Origin of the sequence: Flavobacterium sp. 90 (assembly GCF_004339525.1) — a bacterium.
Lineage (GTDB): Bacteria > Bacteroidota > Bacteroidia > Flavobacteriales > Flavobacteriaceae > Flavobacterium.
The window spans coordinates 1634514-1653914 of sequence record NZ_SMGE01000001.1; the positions used below are offsets into that span (position 1 = coordinate 1634514).

Annotated in this window: 17 protein-coding genes; 12 read left to right on the forward strand and 5 right to left on the reverse strand. The window is 32.4% G+C overall.

The window, feature by feature from the left end; genetic code table 11:
- The first annotated feature begins 4 nt into the window (after positions 1 to 4).
- From C8C83_RS06500 to C8C83_RS06510, 3 genes are all read left to right on the forward strand, one after another.
- Positions 5 to 487 carry a dihydrofolate reductase gene (locus C8C83_RS06500; RefSeq protein ID WP_121327183.1) on the forward strand — a complete coding sequence of 161 codons (483 nt, stop codon included), beginning with the start codon at positions 5 to 7 and terminating at the stop codon, positions 485 to 487.
- 581 nt (positions 488 to 1068) lie between these two features.
- Positions 1069 to 1800, forward strand: a complete 732-nt coding sequence (ubiE, locus tag C8C83_RS06505) for a bifunctional demethylmenaquinone methyltransferase/2-methoxy-6-polyprenyl-1,4-benzoquinol methylase UbiE (RefSeq protein ID WP_121327185.1) — start codon at positions 1069 to 1071, stop codon at positions 1798 to 1800.
- Position 1801: 1 nt separating this feature from the next.
- Positions 1802 to 2524 (forward strand): porin family protein, encoded by a 723-nt coding sequence (locus tag C8C83_RS06510; RefSeq protein WP_121327187.1) that lies wholly within the window; start codon positions 1802 to 1804, stop codon positions 2522 to 2524.
- Between the two features lie 9 nt (positions 2525 to 2533).
- Here the strand turns inward: C8C83_RS06510 and C8C83_RS06515 are convergent, their stop codons facing one another.
- Entirely contained in the window at positions 2534 to 3262 is a 729-nt protein-coding gene (locus tag C8C83_RS06515) for an RNA methyltransferase (protein ID WP_121327189.1), read from the reverse strand.
- A 37-nt stretch (positions 3263 to 3299) separates the two neighbouring features.
- Between C8C83_RS06515 and C8C83_RS06520 the strand changes: the two genes are divergently transcribed.
- The 4 genes from C8C83_RS06520 (at position 3300) to C8C83_RS06535 (ending at position 8636) form a co-directional block, all read left to right on the forward strand.
- Positions 3300 to 5855, forward strand: coding sequence for a BamA/TamA family outer membrane protein (locus C8C83_RS06520; protein ID WP_121327191.1), 2556 nt, complete (start codon positions 3300 to 3302; stop codon positions 5853 to 5855).
- A 60-nt stretch (positions 5856 to 5915) separates the two neighbouring features.
- Complete coding sequence (gene fbaA / locus C8C83_RS06525; RefSeq protein WP_099710570.1) at positions 5916 to 6983, forward strand: class II fructose-bisphosphate aldolase; 1068 nt, start codon at positions 5916 to 5918, stop codon at positions 6981 to 6983.
- A 109-nt stretch (positions 6984 to 7092) separates the two neighbouring features.
- Entirely contained in the window at positions 7093 to 7947 is an 855-nt protein-coding gene (gene accD, locus C8C83_RS06530; RefSeq protein ID WP_099710569.1) for an acetyl-CoA carboxylase, carboxyltransferase subunit beta, read from the forward strand.
- Positions 7948 to 8027: 80 nt separating this feature from the next.
- Positions 8028 to 8636 carry a hypothetical protein gene (locus C8C83_RS06535; RefSeq protein WP_121327193.1) on the forward strand — a complete coding sequence of 203 codons (609 nt, stop codon included), beginning with the start codon at positions 8028 to 8030 and terminating at the stop codon, positions 8634 to 8636.
- 237 nt (positions 8637 to 8873) lie between these two features.
- On the opposite strand, the gene C8C83_RS06540 is transcribed toward C8C83_RS06535, so the two are convergent.
- From C8C83_RS06540 to C8C83_RS06555, 4 genes are all read right to left on the reverse strand, one after another.
- A complete protein-coding gene (locus C8C83_RS06540) occupies positions 8874 to 9761 on the reverse strand; it encodes a cupin-like domain-containing protein (RefSeq protein WP_121327195.1) in 888 nt (295 codons plus the stop codon).
- Positions 9762 to 10057: 296 nt separating this feature from the next.
- Complete coding sequence (locus C8C83_RS06545; protein WP_121327196.1) at positions 10058 to 11104, reverse strand: NAD(P)-dependent alcohol dehydrogenase; 1047 nt, start codon at positions 11102 to 11104, stop codon at positions 10058 to 10060.
- Between the two features lie 130 nt (positions 11105 to 11234).
- A complete protein-coding gene (locus tag C8C83_RS06550) occupies positions 11235 to 11975 on the reverse strand; it encodes a hypothetical protein (protein ID WP_121327198.1) in 741 nt (246 codons plus the stop codon).
- Positions 11976 to 11989: 14 nt separating this feature from the next.
- A complete protein-coding gene (locus C8C83_RS06555; RefSeq protein ID WP_121327199.1) occupies positions 11990 to 13237 on the reverse strand; it encodes an ABC transporter permease in 1248 nt (415 codons plus the stop codon).
- A 165-nt stretch (positions 13238 to 13402) separates the two neighbouring features.
- On the opposite strand from C8C83_RS06555, the gene purH reads away from it, so the two are divergent.
- From purH to mrdA, 5 genes are all read left to right on the forward strand, one after another.
- Positions 13403 to 14929, forward strand: a complete 1527-nt coding sequence (gene purH / locus C8C83_RS06560) for a bifunctional phosphoribosylaminoimidazolecarboxamide formyltransferase/IMP cyclohydrolase (RefSeq protein WP_121327201.1) — start codon at positions 13403 to 13405, stop codon at positions 14927 to 14929.
- Positions 14930 to 14983: 54 nt separating this feature from the next.
- Complete coding sequence (locus C8C83_RS06565) at positions 14984 to 16012, forward strand: rod shape-determining protein (protein ID WP_007804822.1); 1029 nt, start codon at positions 14984 to 14986, stop codon at positions 16010 to 16012.
- A 111-nt stretch (positions 16013 to 16123) separates the two neighbouring features.
- Positions 16124 to 16948, forward strand: coding sequence for a rod shape-determining protein MreC (mreC, locus tag C8C83_RS06570; protein WP_099710561.1), 825 nt, complete (start codon positions 16124 to 16126; stop codon positions 16946 to 16948).
- Positions 16941 to 17447: a rod shape-determining protein MreD gene (locus C8C83_RS06575; RefSeq protein ID WP_121327203.1), complete on the forward strand. Its 507-nt coding sequence runs from the start codon at positions 16941 to 16943 to the stop codon at positions 17445 to 17447. Before mreC ends, C8C83_RS06575 begins: the two co-directional genes overlap by 8 nt.
- Positions 17444 to 19393: a penicillin-binding protein 2 gene (mrdA, locus tag C8C83_RS06580; protein WP_121327205.1), complete on the forward strand. Its 1950-nt coding sequence runs from the start codon at positions 17444 to 17446 to the stop codon at positions 19391 to 19393. The genes C8C83_RS06575 and mrdA overlap by 4 nt, the downstream gene beginning before the upstream one ends.
- Positions 19394 to 19401: the final 8 nt, after the last annotated feature.

Here is a 19401-nt window from a genome sequence, read left to right on the forward strand (position 1 = left end):
TACCATGATTATAATGATAGCGGCTGTTGCCGAAAATAATGCCCTTGGAAAAAATAATGAATTGGTTTGGCACTTACCAAATGATTTTAAAAGATTCAAATCGCTTACAACCAATCATCACATAATTATGGGAAGAAAAACTTTTGAGAGTTTTCCTAAACCATTACCTAACCGAGTTCACGTAATAATTACACGCCAAACAGATTATAATCCAGAAGGCTGTATTGTTGTAGACAGTATCGAAAAAGCAATTGCCGCATGTCCTGAAAATGAAGATTCATATATTATTGGTGGAGGAGAAATTTATAATCTGGGATTACCTTATGCAGATATTATCGAAATAACAAAAGTGCATCATACTTTTGAAGCTGATACTTTCTTTCCTAAAATTAATGATCGTGAATGGCAGCTTGTAGAAACGGAAGAAAATTTTAAAGATGACAAACATCTTTATGATTATACTTACGAGACTTACATTAAAAAATAAACAAAAAAACACCCTCTTTTGGAGGATGTTTTTTAAAACGATTGATTTTTAGATCTGACTCGCTCAAGAAATAGTTTTGGAAAAAAAAATCACAAATGTCATAGAGACATCTGAAACAACTGAATAACATAAATGTTAAATTGAGAACGAATCTCAAAAGAGCCTTTAATAACAAATACCACTAAGATATTAAAGGCAAGAAATTAAAATTTCCAAAAACAAATTTAATCCTAAGAACGTATTTCGCACTTTTAAAAGAGTATTGACCCCAAGAACAATACTTTCAAAACTACTTTCAAGAACAAATGAATTACCAGTGCAAAAAAGCATCCATTTGATTTGAGTCACTTTTTAACTACCAATCATTAAACCTTTATCATTTTTACTTTAGCAAAATTGGTCATTATATACCTGTTTCACAATACCCACTTTTGGTGATTTTTTCAAAATACCCACTTTTGGTGATGTTAAAACATGCTTGTAATTAGGAGCAAATAATCATTCTTAAAACATTTGATTTACAAATAAAAAAACTCAATTACAGTTAACCTAGATTGTTTATATTTGCCTAAATAAAAAAAATGTCTGAAAAAATAACTCCATATAAAGACTCTTCTTTAGGCAAGAAAGAGCAAGTTGCCCAAATGTTTGATAACATTTCTGGGAACTACGACAATTTAAACCGCGTAATTTCTTTTGGAATCGATGTTAAATGGCGCAAAAAAGTATTAAAAATTGTTTCGGATACAAAACCAAAAATTATTCTTGATATTGCAACAGGGACCGGCGACTTAGCTATTTTAATGTCTCAAACTAATGCTGAAAAAATAATTGGACTAGATATTTCGGCAGGAATGCTTGAAGTTGGAAGAAAGAAGGTTGAAGAAAAAAAACTATCAAATGTTATTGATTTAGTTTTAGGAGATTCTGAAAACATCCCTTTCGAAGACAACTATTTTGACGCTATAACGGTTGGTTTCGGTGTTCGAAATTTTGAAAATCTGGAAAAAGGTTTTTCTGAAATCTTAAGAGTTTTAAAACCAAATGGTGTTTTTGTAATCTTAGAAACATCTGTACCAGACAAAACACCATATAAACAAGGATATAATTTTTACAGTAAAAACATACTGCCAATTATAGGAAAACTGTTTTCTAAAGACAATTCTGCTTACGGTTATTTGTCTGAATCTGCTGCAGCTTTTCCTTACGGAGAAAAGTTAAACAATATTTTGAGAAAAATTGGGTTTATAGATGTTGTAGCTTTACCTCAAACTTTTGGTGTTGCAACCATTTATTCTGCGTCTAAAAAATAGTATGAAAAAAACTGTAATCTTAATTTTATTAGTCTTATTATCCTCAAAAGGATATTCGCAATTTGCTAAAAGTATGTTTAGCAAAGATCCTATCATTAATCTTGAAAACTGGCAAAAGCAACGTCTGTATTTTGGATATTATTTAGGATTCAACAGTTTCGATTTTAAATTTGACTACAAAACTCCGGTTCCGGATGACATTCAGGTCAAAAAAACAACAGGATTTAATGTTGGAGTTGTTGCCGATTTAAGATTACAGGAATATATCAATTTGAGATTTGAACCAGGATTATATTATACAAAACGTGATTTATATTATCCGCATCAGCCTGGTGCTTTAGAATCTTTTTATCTAAGAGAAGTAAATAGTACTTACATACATTTTCCTTTATTACTAAAATTCTCTTCTTTAAGAACAGGAAACATTCGCCCTTATCTAGTTGGCGGACTTTCTACTACATTAAACTTATCGAGCAATGCAAAATCAAAAGACGATAACTTTGAAGGAAAGTTCAGAGTAAAACAATGGACTGCCGCTTATGAAGTTGGTTTTGGAATTGACTTTTTCTCTGAGTATTTTATTTTCTCTCCTTCGATTAGAGGAATGTTTGGCATAAATGATGAATTAATCCGTGATAATCCTGCAAACGGACCAAGTCCATGGACAAGTAACATTGATTCTATGAAATCCCGAGCAATTTTAATTAATTTTACTTTTCATTAAAACAAAAACCTAACTGTTTCGTTTAAACTCACTAAGGATAATTGCCGTCGCGGTTGCTACATTTAAACTTTCGGTTTTTTGCAGCTCACCAAATCTGGGAATTGTGAGTCGGCTTGTAACTACGTTTTCAATCTCTGCCGAAATACCATTGGCTTCATTACCCATAACGATAATTCCGTTTTGAGGTAAATTTGATTGATAAATATTATCTCCGTCCATAAATGTACCAAAAACAGGCAAATTAGTCTGATTGATAAAAGTTTTGAGATCGACATAATTTACGTTTACTCTGGCAATAGAACCCATTGTAGCTTGCACAACTTTAGGATTATAGATATCAACTGTTTCTTTTGAGCAAACAATTTGTTTAATCCCAAACCAATCGCAAAGACGTAAAATCGTACCTAAATTTCCAGGATCACGAATGTCATCTAAAGCGATTATCAAACCTGAACCGATTATTTTATTTTCGGCAGGAATTTTGAAGACTGCTAAACACGAATTTGGAGTAGTCAAGGCACTTATTTTTTTAAGTTCCTGATCATTTATAAGAGTACGTTTTGAAGGCTGAACTGCCTCAAAATCATTTAAAGTCGTATATAAATGCTCTAATTCAAAATTGGATTGCAACAATTCTTGAATTACTTTTACTCCTTCGGCGAAAAATAATTGATTTGCAAAACGTTGCTTTTTTTGATGTAAACTTGAGATAAGTTTTATTTGGTTTTTACTAACCATAAAATAATGTACTTTTGAATTAAATATTTAAGAACACTTGAAAAAGAATTCCACAAAAATAATAGCATTTATTCTAATAGCAACATTTATTTGCGCTTGTAATGCCGTAAAAAGAGTTCCCGATGGAAAAAACCTTCTTGTAAAAAATAATATTCTTGTAAATGGAAAGGCTACAAATGACGAAACCGCTGCAAATCAAATGTATCAAAAACCAAACGGTACTTTGCTTGGTTTTAAATTACGTCTTAATTTATACAATTTAGCCAACTTAAATCCAGATTCTACTTATAAAGCAAAATTCAAAAACCATCCCGGACTTTACGAACGTCAATCCAAATTATTATCTGCAAAACAAGTAGATCGTCTTGGACAATCATTTCTTTATAAAGGTATTCATGAATTCTTGAAAAATACGGGTGAAGCTCCGGTTATTATTGATACCGCAAAAACAAAGAAATCATTACTTCGTTTGAAATTTTACTATTTCAATAATGGTTTTTTTAATGTTGCTACAGACTATACAATCGATAGTGTTGCTAGAAAAAAGGCCAAAATAAACTATAATATTACCACAGGCCCAGCTTATATTCTTGATACTATCAAAACTAATATAATGACACCTGCATTAGATTCATTGTATAAAACCAATCCAGAAGCGTCTCTTTTAAAATCCGGAAATCAATATAAAACTTCAGATTTTGAAGAAGAAAAAAACCGTATAACCACCTATTTTAGAAATCACGGTGCTTATTATTTCCAACCTACATATGTTACTTTTGATATTGATACCATTGGAAAAAAGAACAAGGCCGATGTAACTTTAATTGTAAATAACAATAATATTCAGGAAAAAGATTCAAGCAGAACTGAACCGTTTAAATTGTACAAAATTAGTGATGTCAACATTTATACTGATTATTCAGCGGCAAATGCAAAAACTAAAATCACCGATAGTACAACTTATAATAATTTCAATTTATACAGTTACAAGAAATTAAAGTATAAACCGCGCGCTATTACGGATGCTGTTTTTATTAATAAAGGAAGTACTTTCTCAGATACAAGAACGACTCTTTCTTCAAGATATTTAAACAACTTAAAAATCTTCAATTATCCTTCGATTCAATATGAAGTTGACAAACGCGACTCAACAGCACAATCTCTTATTGCGAATGTGTACTTGACGCCAAGAAAAAAATATAGTTTTGGTGCCACTTTTGACGTAACACATTCTAATATACAGGATTTTGGTATTGGAGCAAGTATTTCTGAAACTATTCGAAATGTATTTAACAGAGCCGAAACACTGGAAATTTCTACACGTTTAAACATAGGTTCTTCTAAGGATATGGCAAATCCAAATAATAACTTTTTTAATGTTTCTGAATACGGTGTCGATTTAAAACTGAATTTCCCTAGAATACTGATGCCTTTTGGAACTGAAAAAATTATTCCGAAAAGGATGATTCCTTCCACGAGTATTACAGCAGGTTTTTCCAAACAAAGAAATATTGGTTTGGACAAAGAAAACTTTACAGGTGGACTTGCTTATAATTGGTCTCCGAAAAAAAATAATACGGCAAAACTGGAATTGCTTAATGCTCAATTTGTTCGAAATTTAAATCCTGGCAATTATTTTAATGTTTATACTTCTTCTTATAATGAATTAAATGGTATTGCCGGAACTTACAACACAAATCCTCAGAATATTGACGATCAGGGAAATTTGATTATATCTTCTGGTACAACAGCATTTACAAGAGAAGTTTTAACCGATCAGACTACATTAAGACCAGGAGATACTGATTATAAAAATGTAGAAAGCATTGAAGAAAGAAGAATTCGTCTGACCGAAAATGACTTTATTCTTGCTACAAGTTATTCGTTTACAAAAACCACAAAAAAAGATCTTGCTGACAATACTTTCTATCAGTTTAAAACAAAAATAGAATCTGCGGGTACTTTATTATCTGCAATTTCAAGCATTGGAAACTTACCTAAAAACGCAAATGGTAACTACGAAATTTTCAACTTAGAATATTCAGAATATATAAAAACAGAATTTGATTATATCAAACACTGGGATTTTGGAAAAGAAAAAGTATTAGCCGTACGAAGCTTTTTTGGAATTGCTATTCCTTTTGGAAATTCAAATTATATTCCGTTTTCACGAAGTTATTATTCGGGAGGTTCAAATGACAATCGTGCATGGCAACCTTATGCATTAGGTCCGGGAAGCACGAATGCTGTAAATGATTTTAACGAGGCAAATATGAAAATTGCCATGAGTGCTGAGCTTCGATTTAAAATTTTTGGAGATGTTAAGGGAGCTGTCTTTGCAGATGCCGGAAATATCTGGAATGTACTCGATAATGTGATCGATGAGAAGGCAAAATTTGACAGCGTAAACGATTTAGCTGAAATTGCATTGGGAACAGGATTCGGTTTAAGATACGATTTAAGCTTTTTTGTAATTCGATTAGATTTGGGCTTTAAGACCTATAATCCAGCACATGAGAAGGGAGATCGTTGGTTTAAAGAATACAATTTTGGTCACTCGGTTTTAAATTTTGGTATAAATTATCCTTTCTAATGCTAATTAATTCTTATTTTTGCAACCTAAAAACTAAAAACAACTATAAAAAAAATTACAATGGCACACAATATTAAACCAGGAGTAGCTACAGGAGATCAGGTTCAGGAGATTTTTAATTATGCAAAAGAAAAAGGTTTTGCTTTACCAGCAGTAAACGTTACTGGATCAAGCACAATCAATGGAGTACTTGAAACTGCAGCAAAACTAAACGCGCCAGTTATTATTCAATTTTCAAACGGAGGAGCACAATTTAACGCTGGAAAAGGATTATCAAATGCAGGTGAAAAATCAGCTATCGCTGGTGGAATCGCTGGAGCAAAACACATTCATACTTTGGCAGAAGCTTACGGTGCAACTGTAATTCTTCATACTGACCACTGTGCAAAAAAATTATTACCTTGGATTGATGGTTTATTAGATGCTTCTGAAAAACACTTTGCAGAAACAGGAAAACCATTATTCAGTTCTCACATGATCGATTTATCTGAGGAGCCAATCGAAGAAAACATCGAGATCTGTAAAGAATATTTGGCTAGAATGAGCAAAATGGGAATGACATTAGAAATCGAACTTGGTATTACAGGTGGTGAAGAAGATGGTGTTGACAACTCTGATGTTGATAGCTCAAAATTATACACTCAACCAGAAGAGGTTGCTTATGCTTACGAAGAATTATCTAAAATAAGCCCTAAATTTACAATTGCTGCTGCTTTTGGAAACGTTCACGGTGTTTACAAACCAGGAAACGTAAAATTGACTCCAAAAATCTTAAAAAATTCTCAGGATTACGTACAAAACAAATTCAACACTGGTCACAACCCGGTAGATTTCGTTTTCCACGGAGGTTCAGGTTCTACACTTGAAGAAATCAGAGAAGGAATTAGCTACGGAGTTATCAAAATGAACATTGATACAGATTTACAATTTGCATATACTGAAGGAATTCGTGATTACATGGTTAAAAACATTGACTATTTAAAATCTCAAATTGGTAACCCAGAAGGTGCTGATGTTCCTAACAAAAAATATTATGACCCAAGAAGATGGGTACGTGAAAGCGAAGTGACATTCAATACAAGACTTGAGCAAGCTTTTGCAGACTTGAATAACGTAAATACACTTTAAATTTTAGATTTCTGAATTTAGATTCCGGATTTCTAAAAAAGCCCGGAATTTAAATTTTAAATCAGATTAAAAATCTAAACTTTAAAATCTACATTCTAAATTTAAAAAAATGGCTTGGTTTAAAAGACAGGAAAAAGGGATTACGACTGCGACTGAAGATAAGATGGACGTTCCGAAAGGATTGTGGTACAAATCTCCAACTGGAAAAATTATTGATGCTGACGAATTAGCCAGAAACTTATTTGTTAGCCCTGAAGATGATTTTCACGTTAGAATTGGAAGCGCAACCTATTTTGAAATTTTGTTCGACAATAATGATTTTGTTGAATTAGATAAAAACATGACATCAAAAGATCCTCTGCATTTTGTTGATACAAAAAAATATGCGGACAGATTGAAAGATGTAATGGAGAAAACTCACCTGAAAGACGCTGTGCGTACAGGAGTGGGAAAATCTAAAGGAAAAGAGCTTGTAATTTGCTGTATGGATTTTGCCTTTATTGGTGGATCTATGGGAGCTGTTGTTGGAGAAAAAATTGCCAGAGGTATTGATCACGCGATCAAAAACAAATTACCTTTTGTAATGATTTCTAAATCTGGTGGAGCTCGTATGATGGAAGCTGCTTATTCTTTAATGCAATTAGCAAAAACATCTGTAAAATTAGCTCAATTGGCTGAAGCAAAATTACCTTATATTTCGCTTTGTACTGATCCAACTACCGGAGGAACAACTGCATCTTACGCAATGTTAGGAGATATTAATATTTCTGAGCCTGGAGCTTTGATTGGTTTTGCCGGTCCTCGTGTTGTTCGCGATACTACAGGAAAAGATTTACCAGAAGGTTTTCAAACTGCCGAGTTTCTTTTAGAGCATGGTTTCCTTGACTTTATCACGCCTAGAAAAGAATTGAAAGACAAAATTAATTTGTACATCGATTTGATTCAAAATAATACAATTAGATAGTTTTAGGACTTCCTAACATATAAAATCCCATTTGCTTCGGCCGATGGGATTTTTTTATATCTTTATTTTAAATTATTTCTATGGCGAGAATTTTTATTGGTTTTATAACTTGTTTGCTTTTTTTGAATTGCACTAAGAAAGAAGAAAAGGCTATTATTAAAAATAAGCCTTACATTATTTCTTATGAAAATAAAGAACGTGAAAAATATTATGATTCCATAAAAACTCACACCAATAGAGTTGTTCTTCCTCCATCAACAAAAGGATTTTTCTATGGAGAAAGCCAATTAATAATTGACAAAAAAGGGAATTTATATTTTTATCAAAAAGAATATATTGAAATCTTATGCAGCTATGGTAAAGAAAAAGATACACTCCCGCATTTTCTTGATCTACAACCAAAAGACATTGTCAAAATTCCGAAAAAATATCTAAGTGATTTTCTTTCGGAAAATATTTTAACAAAAGAGAAAAAAAGACAATTTTTGACAATAGGCTCACAAAGCGATACAATTAAAAATCCCTACTTTTTGGATTTTCTAAAAAGCAATATCATACAAACGTACTACATAAGAAGAACCAGACAAGAAGAAGACACTATTTTGAAATACAAAAACAATAGCGATTACTATTATTCTGATTCTATAAAATGGGATCGAACTAAAATTAAACTTCCAAACAAAAACTAATATTGAATCGTTAAATATATAACGTTCCTACGGAACTTTTGAACGTGTTGTTTTATATCCCAACGGAATAAATTCCGTTGCTACCAATCACTAATTCCTACGGAATATTTTTTTCTTTGAGATTTTAGCCTTAATTCTGAACGGAATAAATTTTGTTCCTAACGATATTTAATTCCTACGGAATATTTCTTGCTTGTTATTTTAAATGTTTCTTGACCTCGAAATATCAATTAGAAATTATCCAGCTTTTTTCAAATCCTTTTTTAATTCTCTATCGGCAATTTTAAAAGCCAGTTTCTCGCGCCATATCGCATAACGTTCTCTAAAAACAATTTTTACAGCGCTATCAACTGCGCCATGCATAAATAAACTCCAAACGCTTGCCATTTTTCTCGTTATCGATTTATCCCACGCACGAAGACTGAGCGAAAAAGAACCATCAATATATCGCATCCAATGCCACATTCCGGTTGGCATAAATAAAGTGTCGCCATGTTCCAGAAAAACTTCGTAACCTTCGACACCTTTTAAAGCGGGAAATTTTTCAAAATCGGGATTAGAAACATCATAATCTTCTAATGCATAAGTTGTATTTGGAACACAATAAAGTCTTTTTTTCCATTTGTAATCAAAAAGGATAATATGTTTTCTACCTCCAAAATGAGTATGGAAAAGATGAGGCAAATCGATGTCATAATGTAAAAAGGTAAAAGCATGAGAGCCTCCAAAAAACATCGCCGGCATACTTTCTATAAAACCTCCCATTAATTCTTTTGGTACTTTTACATCATTAACCAATTCCGGTTTATGTTTGAAAAGATTAAAGAAAAAAATACGCAGTTGTGTTGGCTCTCTTTTTATTAAATCAAGATATTCACCAAATTTCATACTTGCAATCGAGGCATTGATTACTTTCTTAGGATCGGCTTTGGAATTATCAACGAGTTTTACCTCAATATCTCCTGCAATTTCCTTAAAATAATCTGTTGTCCATTTTTCTCTTGCAGGCCAATCTTTTGTTAGTCCTTTTATAATTAAAGGTTTCTTTTTATCTAAATATTTCTTTTTAAAATCTTCTCTGGAAATAGACTCAACAACATCAACAGGTTTTAATATAAAGCTCATTTATTCAGTAATTTTAATTGTCTATCTACCAAATTTATCTAATTATTTTGAGCAAAGAACATTTACAGTAAAATATTACAAGAAAAATATGTTTTGTTCTAGTTCAAAAATTCTCAATTTACTTTTACAATTGTCAAATTCCCAATCACTCTATTTTCCGGACCAAACAATCAAACACAAAAAAACCGAAGAAACTTTCTCCGGTTTTATATTTATTCCCAAAAGACACAAAGCTTTTACACAAAACAAGTAAAACTCTGAACCTTTGCAACTCTGCAACTTTGTACCTTTTAAACCTACTTCAAAGAAGCCATATCAATTACAAAACGATATTTCACATCGCTTTTGTTCATACGATCATAAGCTTCATTAATATAATCCATATCGATTATTTCAACATCCGAAGTTATATTATGTTCTGCGCAGTAATCTAACATTTCCTGCGTTTCTTTGATTCCGCCAATCAAACTTCCTATAATACTTCTTCTCTTCATGATTAAAGTAAAAACAGGAATTTCTGCCGGAGCTGGCGGAGCACCAACAACAATCATAGTTCCGTTAGTTCTTAACAGATTCAAGTAAGCATTATGGTCGTGTTTTGCCGAAACAGTATTTAGAATAAAATCAAAACTATTGGCTAATGATTCCATCGTAGCAGGATCTGATGTCAAAGCAAATTTATGAGCTCCTAATTTTTTAGCATCAGCTTCTTTTGATGGAGAATGACTTAACATTGTAACTTCGGCACCAAACGAAACGGCAAATTTTACCGCCATATGTCCTAATCCTCCAAGCCCTAAAACTCCAACTTTATGACCTTTACCTACTTTTAAATATCGTAATGGAGAATACGTTGTAATTCCCGCACACAATAATGGCGCTACTCCTTTTATATCTAATTTTTCAGAAACATGAAGTGTATAACTTTCATCAACAATAATACTGGTTGAATATCCTCCACGAGTTGGAATATTGGTTCCTCTTTCCACACTATTATAAGTTCCGGTCATTCCTTCATCACAAAATTGCTCCTCGCCTGACTTACAACTCGGACAAACTCTGCACGAATCAACAAAGCAACCTACTCCAGCCAATTCTCCAACTTTAAATTTAGAGACTTCACTCCCAACTGCAATAATTCGACCTACAATTTCATGGCCCGGAACTAAAGGATAATCAACAGGTCCCCAATCTCCTTTTGCAGTATGAATATCTGAATGGCAAACGCCGCTATATAAAATTTCTATCTGAACTTGATGAGCACCAACTTCTTTTCTTTCAAACGTGTAGGGTTTTAACGGATTTACAGCATCATAGGCTGCATAAGCTTTCACTGGTATCATTTTATCATATTTTTAATTAGGGTACTAAAATTACGACAAAATTCAACAAGAAAATAAAAATCGAAGTTGTAAAAAGAACAATTAAGGGTAAATTATTTCTTATTGCTCATTTGAGCCAATAGATTTTGTTTTAATACAAGTCAAGCCTATAAATAAGATCATTATAGTTCTCAATATTTTCTTTCATGGATCCGATTTTCCACAAATATGATTCTGAACATTCAAGCATGTATGTTATATCCTCATTATATAGATTAGTAAAATCATTTTTGTTTAAAATATTTTCCAAAAATCTGACACTACTAAAATACATGTTTTCGTTTTTGGACAAATCGACCAACATTTCTTTTAATTCATTTTCATAATCAGCTTCCAACTCTTCGTTTCTCAATATATTCTTTAAAAGTACAAGGGAAAGAAAATCTATAACGAACTTGAAGTCGTTAGATTTTGAAGGAGTATTTAAATCATTCCAAGAGGTATTTATTTTTTCTAACTCATCACTAAAGTCATTTATTCCATATTCTCCAAAACAATAAAATATTATTTTCTCTTCCCTACTATGCAAATCTCCAATTTCTATTAGCCCCAGATTATCCAAAAAATTTACATCTCTCTCTAATTCTTCACGATGAAACTTAAATATCCATCTACAAATCACTTCAAACTCAGTATGATTTATTCTAAAAAAATCAGACGTTATCTTTTCTATAATAACGTCATATGAAACTTTGAAATAATCTGTATCTAAATTATATGAGAAAACAAATTCTTTAAAACTTTCTAAAAAAGAGCTATCCTTTATTAATGGAAATAAATTTGTCTCAATTTTTAATTTATCTATTTTATAAAATTCTATTCTACCACTCATTTCTTAAAAAAAAATTACATCCCGGTCCTTATGGCTTCTACCGGATCTAAATTTGCTGCCGAAATTGCCGGCAATATTCCAGAAATTAGTCCGATGAGTGCAGCCAATCCAGTTCCTAAAAGTATATTTCCTAAACTCAGAACAAATTCAAAATCGAGTGCTTTTGTTAGAATAACTGAAATTCCCCAAACCATTAACAAACCAATTATTCCGCCAATAACAGAAAGAATAACAGCTTCGAATAAAAACTGAAATAAAATAAAACGGTTTTTCGCTCCCAATGATTTTTGAATTCCGATTAAATTGGTTCTTTCTTTTACCGAAACAAACATGATATTGGCAATTCCGAATCCTCCAACTAAAAGAGAAAATCCGCTGATGATCCATCCTACAACATTCATTTGACCTAAAATTCCATCGATAAAATCAGTAAATCCCGAAAGTACATTCACAAAGAAGTTATCCATTTCGCCAGCTTTCATTCCGCGAATTGCTCTTAATTTTTGCGCGACTTCTGCTTTATAGGCATCCATATCAACGCCTTTTACCGGTTTTAATACAATTACCGGAGTCATTGAATCGCTATCTCCATACATTCGACGTAAAAAATTGGCAGGCAAATAAACTGAAGTATCATTACTATCACCAAAAAAACCGGCTCCTTGTTTTGCGATTACGCCAATTACGGTGAAACGCTGTCCGTACAAACGAATATTTTTTCCGATAGGATCACTTGTCCCAAAAAGACCATCGGCAATATCATATCCCAAAACAATTACGGCAGTTCCTGAATTTGATTCCGACTCATTATAAAATCTTCCTTTATCAAAACTTAATCCATCAATGTCGACCATTTCGTTTGACGAAGGAATAATATTTACATCACTTACTGTTTTTGAATCGTACTTTAAACTTTCATGATTTACAAAAAGTTGATATGCGACCTGCTCTGTATTATTAAGGGAATTTTTAAGTCCAACGTATTCGTCATATTTTACATTTGGAAACTGCTCTCTTTTCCACTGTGGAATTTCTGACGGTCCAAAGCAAAATTTCATTAAATAAATCGTATTTTTATCTAAGCTGCTCAAATCTTTAGAAATTTTTCTATCTAAAGAATCAACTGCCGCCAAAACAGCGATAATTGAAAAGATACCAATCGTAACGCCCAGCAAAGACAATAAAGTACGTAATTTATTATTTCGCAAAGCGTTTATAGCAAAACTTAAACTTTCTTTTAATAATCTTAGATAAACAAGCATATTTTCGTATTTTTCAATAAAGTAAAATTCAATAATTTAAATTCAAAAACCTAATAAAAGTTAACTTACTCATCAGTAGTTTTTTTTAGCATAATGTTACATTAATTTTCTTTAAAATAATATTTAAAAAAACTACTTTTGCAGTCTGAAAATCATAACTACACAATGAGCACAACTAAAACAATACAATCAGCATTAATTTCAGTTTTTTCGAAAGACGGACTGGAGCCAATCGTTAGAAAATTACACGAACAAAATGTAACACTTTACTCGACTGGAGGAACGGAAGATTTCATTAAAAATCTTGGAATTCCTGTAGTTCCTGTTGAAGATATTACTTCGTTTCCGGAAATTCTTGGAGGAAGAGTAAAAACTTTACACCCGAAAATTTTTGGTGGAATTTTGAACCGTCAGGATAACGAAAGTGATGTTCAACAAATGAAAGAATTTGATATTCCTCAAATTGATTTAGTAATTGTTGATTTGTATCCGTTTGAAAAAACTGTTGCTTCTGGTGCAAGCGAACAAGATATTATCGAAAAAATTGATATTGGCGGAATTTCTTTAATTCGTGCTGGTGCAAAAAACTTCAAAGACACTGTAATTGTGGCTTCAGTTAACGAATATAGCTTGCTTCTTGATTTGATCACAGAACAAAATGGAGCTACAACTCTAGAAAACAGAAGATTGTTTGCTACAAAAGCATTTCACGTTTCATCTCACTATGATGGTGCGATTTTTAATTATTTCAATACAGATGAAACCATCTATAAAGAAAGTATTGCAGACGGTCAGGTTTTAAGATATGGAGAAAATCCACATCAAAAAGGATTCTTTTTTGGAGATTTTGATGCAATGTTCAAAAAAGTTCATGGAAAAGAGCTATCTTACAACAACTTACTTGATGTTGATGCTGCAGTAAACTTAATTAATGAGTTTAAAACTGACGGACCAACTTTTGCAATTTTAAAACATAATAATGCTTGTGGTTTAGCGTCAAGAAAAACAATTAGCGAAGCTTATTTAGCAGCTTTGGCTTGCGATCCAACATCTGCGTTTGGTGGAGTTTTGATTGCAAATACTAAAATTGATTTGGCTACAGCACAGGAAATCAATAAATTATTCTGTGAAGTAGTAATTGCTCCAAGTTATGATGATGATGCAATTGCAGTTTTACAAGAAAAGAAAAACAGAATTATATTAGTTCAAAATGAAGTTGAATTACCTTCAAGACAAGTAAGAACATGTCTTAATGGTTTGTTAATTCAGGACAGAAATAATATTACGGATAATAAAGAGCATTTAAAAACCGTTACAATTACTGAGCCAACCGCTCAAGAAATAGAAGATTTGATCTTTGCTTCAAAAATTTGTAAAAACACAAAATCAAATACGATTGTTTTTGCAAAAAACGGAACATTAATTTCTTCAGGTACTGGCCAGACATCAAGAGTTGATGCTTTGGTACAAGCTGTAGATAAAGCTAAAGCCTTTGGATTTGATTTAACTGGCGCTTCGATGGCAAGTGACGCATTTTTCCCATTTCCGGATTGTGTAGAATTGGCTAAAAAAGCAGGAATAACAGCTGTTATTCAGCCGGGAGGCTCAATAAAAGACGAATTAAGCATAAATTATTGCAATGAAAATAATGTTGCAATGGTATTTACAGGAACACGTCATTTTAAACATTAATTTGTTTAACTTTGTTCAAAATAATTTATAACATTTTAAACCCCTAAAAAACTTATGGGATTTTTTGATTTCATGACCGAGGATATTGCGATAGACCTTGGTACCGCAAACACTTTAATCATTCATAATGATAAAGTTGTTATTGATAGTCCATCAATCGTTGCACGTGATAGAATATCAGGCAAAATCATTGCTGTTGGTAAGGAAGCCAATATGATGCAAGGTAAGACACATGAAAACATAAAGACCATAAGGCCTTTGAAAGATGGTGTAATTGCTGATTTTGATGCTTCAGAAAAAATGATCAATATGTTCATTAAAAGTATTCCGGCATTGAAAAAAAGAATGTTTACTCCAGCTTTACGTATGGTAGTTTGTATTCCGTCTGGTATTACTGAGGTTGAGATGAGAGCTGTAAAAGAATCTTGTGAGAGAGTAAACGGAAAAGAAGTTTACTTAATTCATGAGCCTATGGCAGCTGCAATTGGTATTGGTATCGATATCATGCAACCAAAAGGAAACATGATTGTTGATATTGGAGGTGGTACAACTGAAATTGCTGTAATCGCTTTAGGAGGAATTGTATGTGACAAATCTGTGAAAATTGCAGGTGACGTTTTTACAAATGATATCGTTTATTACATGCGTACACAACACAATCTTTTTGTGGGAGAAAGTACTGCTGAAAAAATAAAAATTCAAATTGGTGCTGCTATCGAAGATTTAGATGGACCACCAGAAGATATGTCTGTTCAAGGTAGAGATTTACTTACTGGTAAACCAAAACAAGTTGATGTTTCTTACCGTGAAATTGCAAAAGCATTAGACAAATCTATTCAACGTATTGAAGATGCTGTAATGGAGACGTTATCTCAAACTCCGCCTGAATTAGCTGCAGATATTTACAATACTGGTATTTACTTAGCCGGTGGAGGATCTATGCTTAGAGGTCTTGACAAACGTATTTCGCAAAAAACAGATTTACCTGTTTATATTGCCGAAGATCCATTAAGAGCTGTAGTTCGTGGAACTGGAATGGCACTTAAAAACATTGCAAAATTTAAAAGTATCTTAATCAAATAAGATTCAAAATAACAATCATTATTTTTTTTATAAGAGTTGAATTCAATTAATTCAACTCTTATAAAATTTGAAACCAAAAGCATATCCTGAAACAAAATAACCAAACAAGAAATGCAGCAAATTTTTAATTTCATTATAAGAAACAGTAATCGATTGCTGTTTTTGCTGCTTTTAGGTATTTCGTTGACTCTCACAATTCAATCGCATTCCTACCATAGAAGCAAAGTAATCAGTTCTGCCAACTTTTTGAGCGGAGGTGTTTACGAAAGAATCAATCGTGTTAATGAATATTTGAATCTAAAAACTGAAAATGATGAACTTGTGTTGGAAAATGCAAGGTTAAAAAGTTTATTATTCAACAAAGAAGACACTACAAAAATACCTCTTGCCGATAGTATAAAAGGAGTAAAACCTGCAGATATTATTGTTTCAAAAGTTATTCATAACTCTTATAATACGCACGAAAACTTCATTACTTTGAATTCAGGAGCAAATGAAGGTGTTAAACCGGATATGGGTGTAATCAACAGTTTAGGAATTGTTGGGGTTATCGATGATACTTCTCCAAGATATTCGACTGTTGTGAGTATTTTGAATATGAAATCGCAGATTAACGCCAAGATTAAAAAATCAAATCACTTTGGTTCTTTAACGTGGGATGGGAAAAGTACAGGATTTGTTCAACTAGAAGACGTTCCTAGATTAGCTTCTATCAGAAAAGGTGACACAATTGTTACAGGTGGACAATCTGTAATTTTTCCCGAAGGAATCAATATTGGTACGGTTGATAAAATTTTCATCAAGAAAAACACAAGTTACTACGTCATAAACGTTAAACTATTTAACGACATGACAAACTTAGGACATGTTTATATTATCAAAAGTAAGGACAGAGAAGAACTTATTAATTTAGAAAACAAGGAAAAAGATGAATAGCGCTTTGTTAGTCAATATTTTTCGATTTATTATGTTACTAACAATTCAGGTTGTTATTTTCAATAATATGAACTTTTTAGGGTATATAAGTCCCTTCCCATACATCCTATACATTATTTTGTACCCGGTAAACAGCAACAGAACTGGTTTAATCATTTCTAGTTTTTTATTGGGATTAACAATGGATATGTTTTGCAACTCAGGCGGAATTCATGCGACAGCTTGTGTAATATTAGCGTATTACAGACCGTATATTTTCAAATTCTCATTTGGATTGAGCTACGAATATCAGACTATTAGACTTAACGAATCATTAACTCCAGAGCGATTTTCATTTATTTTAGTTTCTGTTTTATTACATCACATTGTATTGTTTATCCTCGAAGCTTTTCAATTTAAGTTTATTTGGGATATTTTACTGCGAACTTTGTTTAGCTCGATATTTACAATAATCACTTCAATCATAATAATATATCTTATTAAGCCCAATAAAAGATGAGAAAAGTTCTGCTGCCCTCTTTAATTATTATTGCAGCATCTTTGCTAGTGATTAGGATATTCTATTTGCAAATTATTGACGATTCCTTCAAATTGAAATCAGAAAATAATGCGATAAAGAAGAAGTATGATTATCCTGAAAGAGGTTACATTTATGACAGACACGGCAAGTTACTAGTTGCCAATCAAGCTTCATACGATATAATGGTTATTCCAAGAGAGATCAAAGAAGACCTTAATATCAACGAATTCTGCGCCTTATTAAACATAACAAGAGAAGAATACAATAAAAGAATTGCAAAAGCAAAAGTATACAGCCCGAGACTTCCTTCTGTATTTTTGGCTCAGTTAAATAAAAATGAATTTGCCGCCTTTCAGGAAAAAATTAGAAAATTTGAAGGTTTTTATTTTCAAAAGCGTTCTCTTCGTGATTACGAAGTAGATTATGGTGCCAATATTTTTGGCTCTATTGTACAAGTAAATGAAAAATTAATTGCTAAAAACCCTTATTACAATAGTGGTGACTTAATTGGAAAACAAGGTGTTGAAGAAAGCTATGAAGAAATTTTACGCGGAATAAAAGGTGTAAAATACATTCAGAAAGACAAATACAACCGAGAAATTGGTTCTTATAAAGAAGGAAAATACGATACTATTGCCGTTGCCGGAGAAGACATTAATTTGACTATTGATGCCGAACTTCAAAAATACGGAGAAGAATTAATGATCAATAAAAGAGGCGGAATTGTTGCTATCGAACCTAAATCAGGCGAGATCTTAGCATTAGTTACTGCACCATCTTATGATCCTGGTATTTTGGTAGGAAGACAAAGATCTAAAAACTACACACTTTTATATCACGATTCGATTGCAAAACCTTTATACGACAGAGGACTTCTGGCAGAATATCCTCCGGGTTCTCCATTTAAAATCTTAACTGGTTTGGTAGCATTACAAGAAGGTGTTATTAATGAGCAAACTACATTTATGTGTCATCATGGATTTAGTTATGGTCGAGGTCGTTTTATGAAATGTCATGGTTTTGGACCGCATCAATTGCATAATGGTATTTACAATTCATGTAACACTTATTTTGCAAACGCCTACATGCTAACCATTAATAAATATGCAAATCCCGGCAAAGCTGTTGATGTCTGGAGCGATCACGTAAAAAGTTTTGGTTTAGGCCAGTTTATGGGGTATGATTTACCAACCGGTAAAAGAGGAAATATCCCGGATTCTAAAACCTACAAAAAAATATATCCTAACGGAGGCTGGAGAAGTACAACAATTATATCCAACTCTATTGGTCAGGGAGAAGTTCTAATGACACCTATTCAATTAGCGAATATGATGGCGACTGTGGCAAATGAAGGTTACTATTATACACCTCACATCATTAAAAAGATTGAAGGTAAAAAAATCGATGCTAAATTTACCACTAAGCACGTTACGACGATTGACCAAAAATATTTCCCTCCTGTAATAAGTGGTTTATTTGATGTATACAACAAAGGAACAGCTTATGCGCTTAGAGTAGAAGGTATTGATATTTGTGGAAAAACAGGTACAGCAGAAAACTTTGCTAAAATAAACGGAAAAAGAACTCAGCTTAAAGATCACTCTATTTTTGTGGCTTTTGCTCCAAAAGACAACCCAAAAATAGCTATTGCTATTATGATTGAAAACGGAGGTTTTGGTGCCACAGTTGCAGGGCCAATTGCAAGTTTGATGATCGAGAAATATTTAAGACATAAAATCACAAGAAATGACTTGGAAATTCGTGTTTTAAACAAAAGCCTTTTAAGCGAGTATGCTAAAGTTAGCGGTCCGACAGCAGCCAGCGCAATTGAATCTACTCCAAAGGATTCGGTCATGAGAGCTAAAATCGTAAAACCGAAAGTAGAAGTAAAAAATACACCTGTAGACACCACTAAAGACAATTAAAGATTATT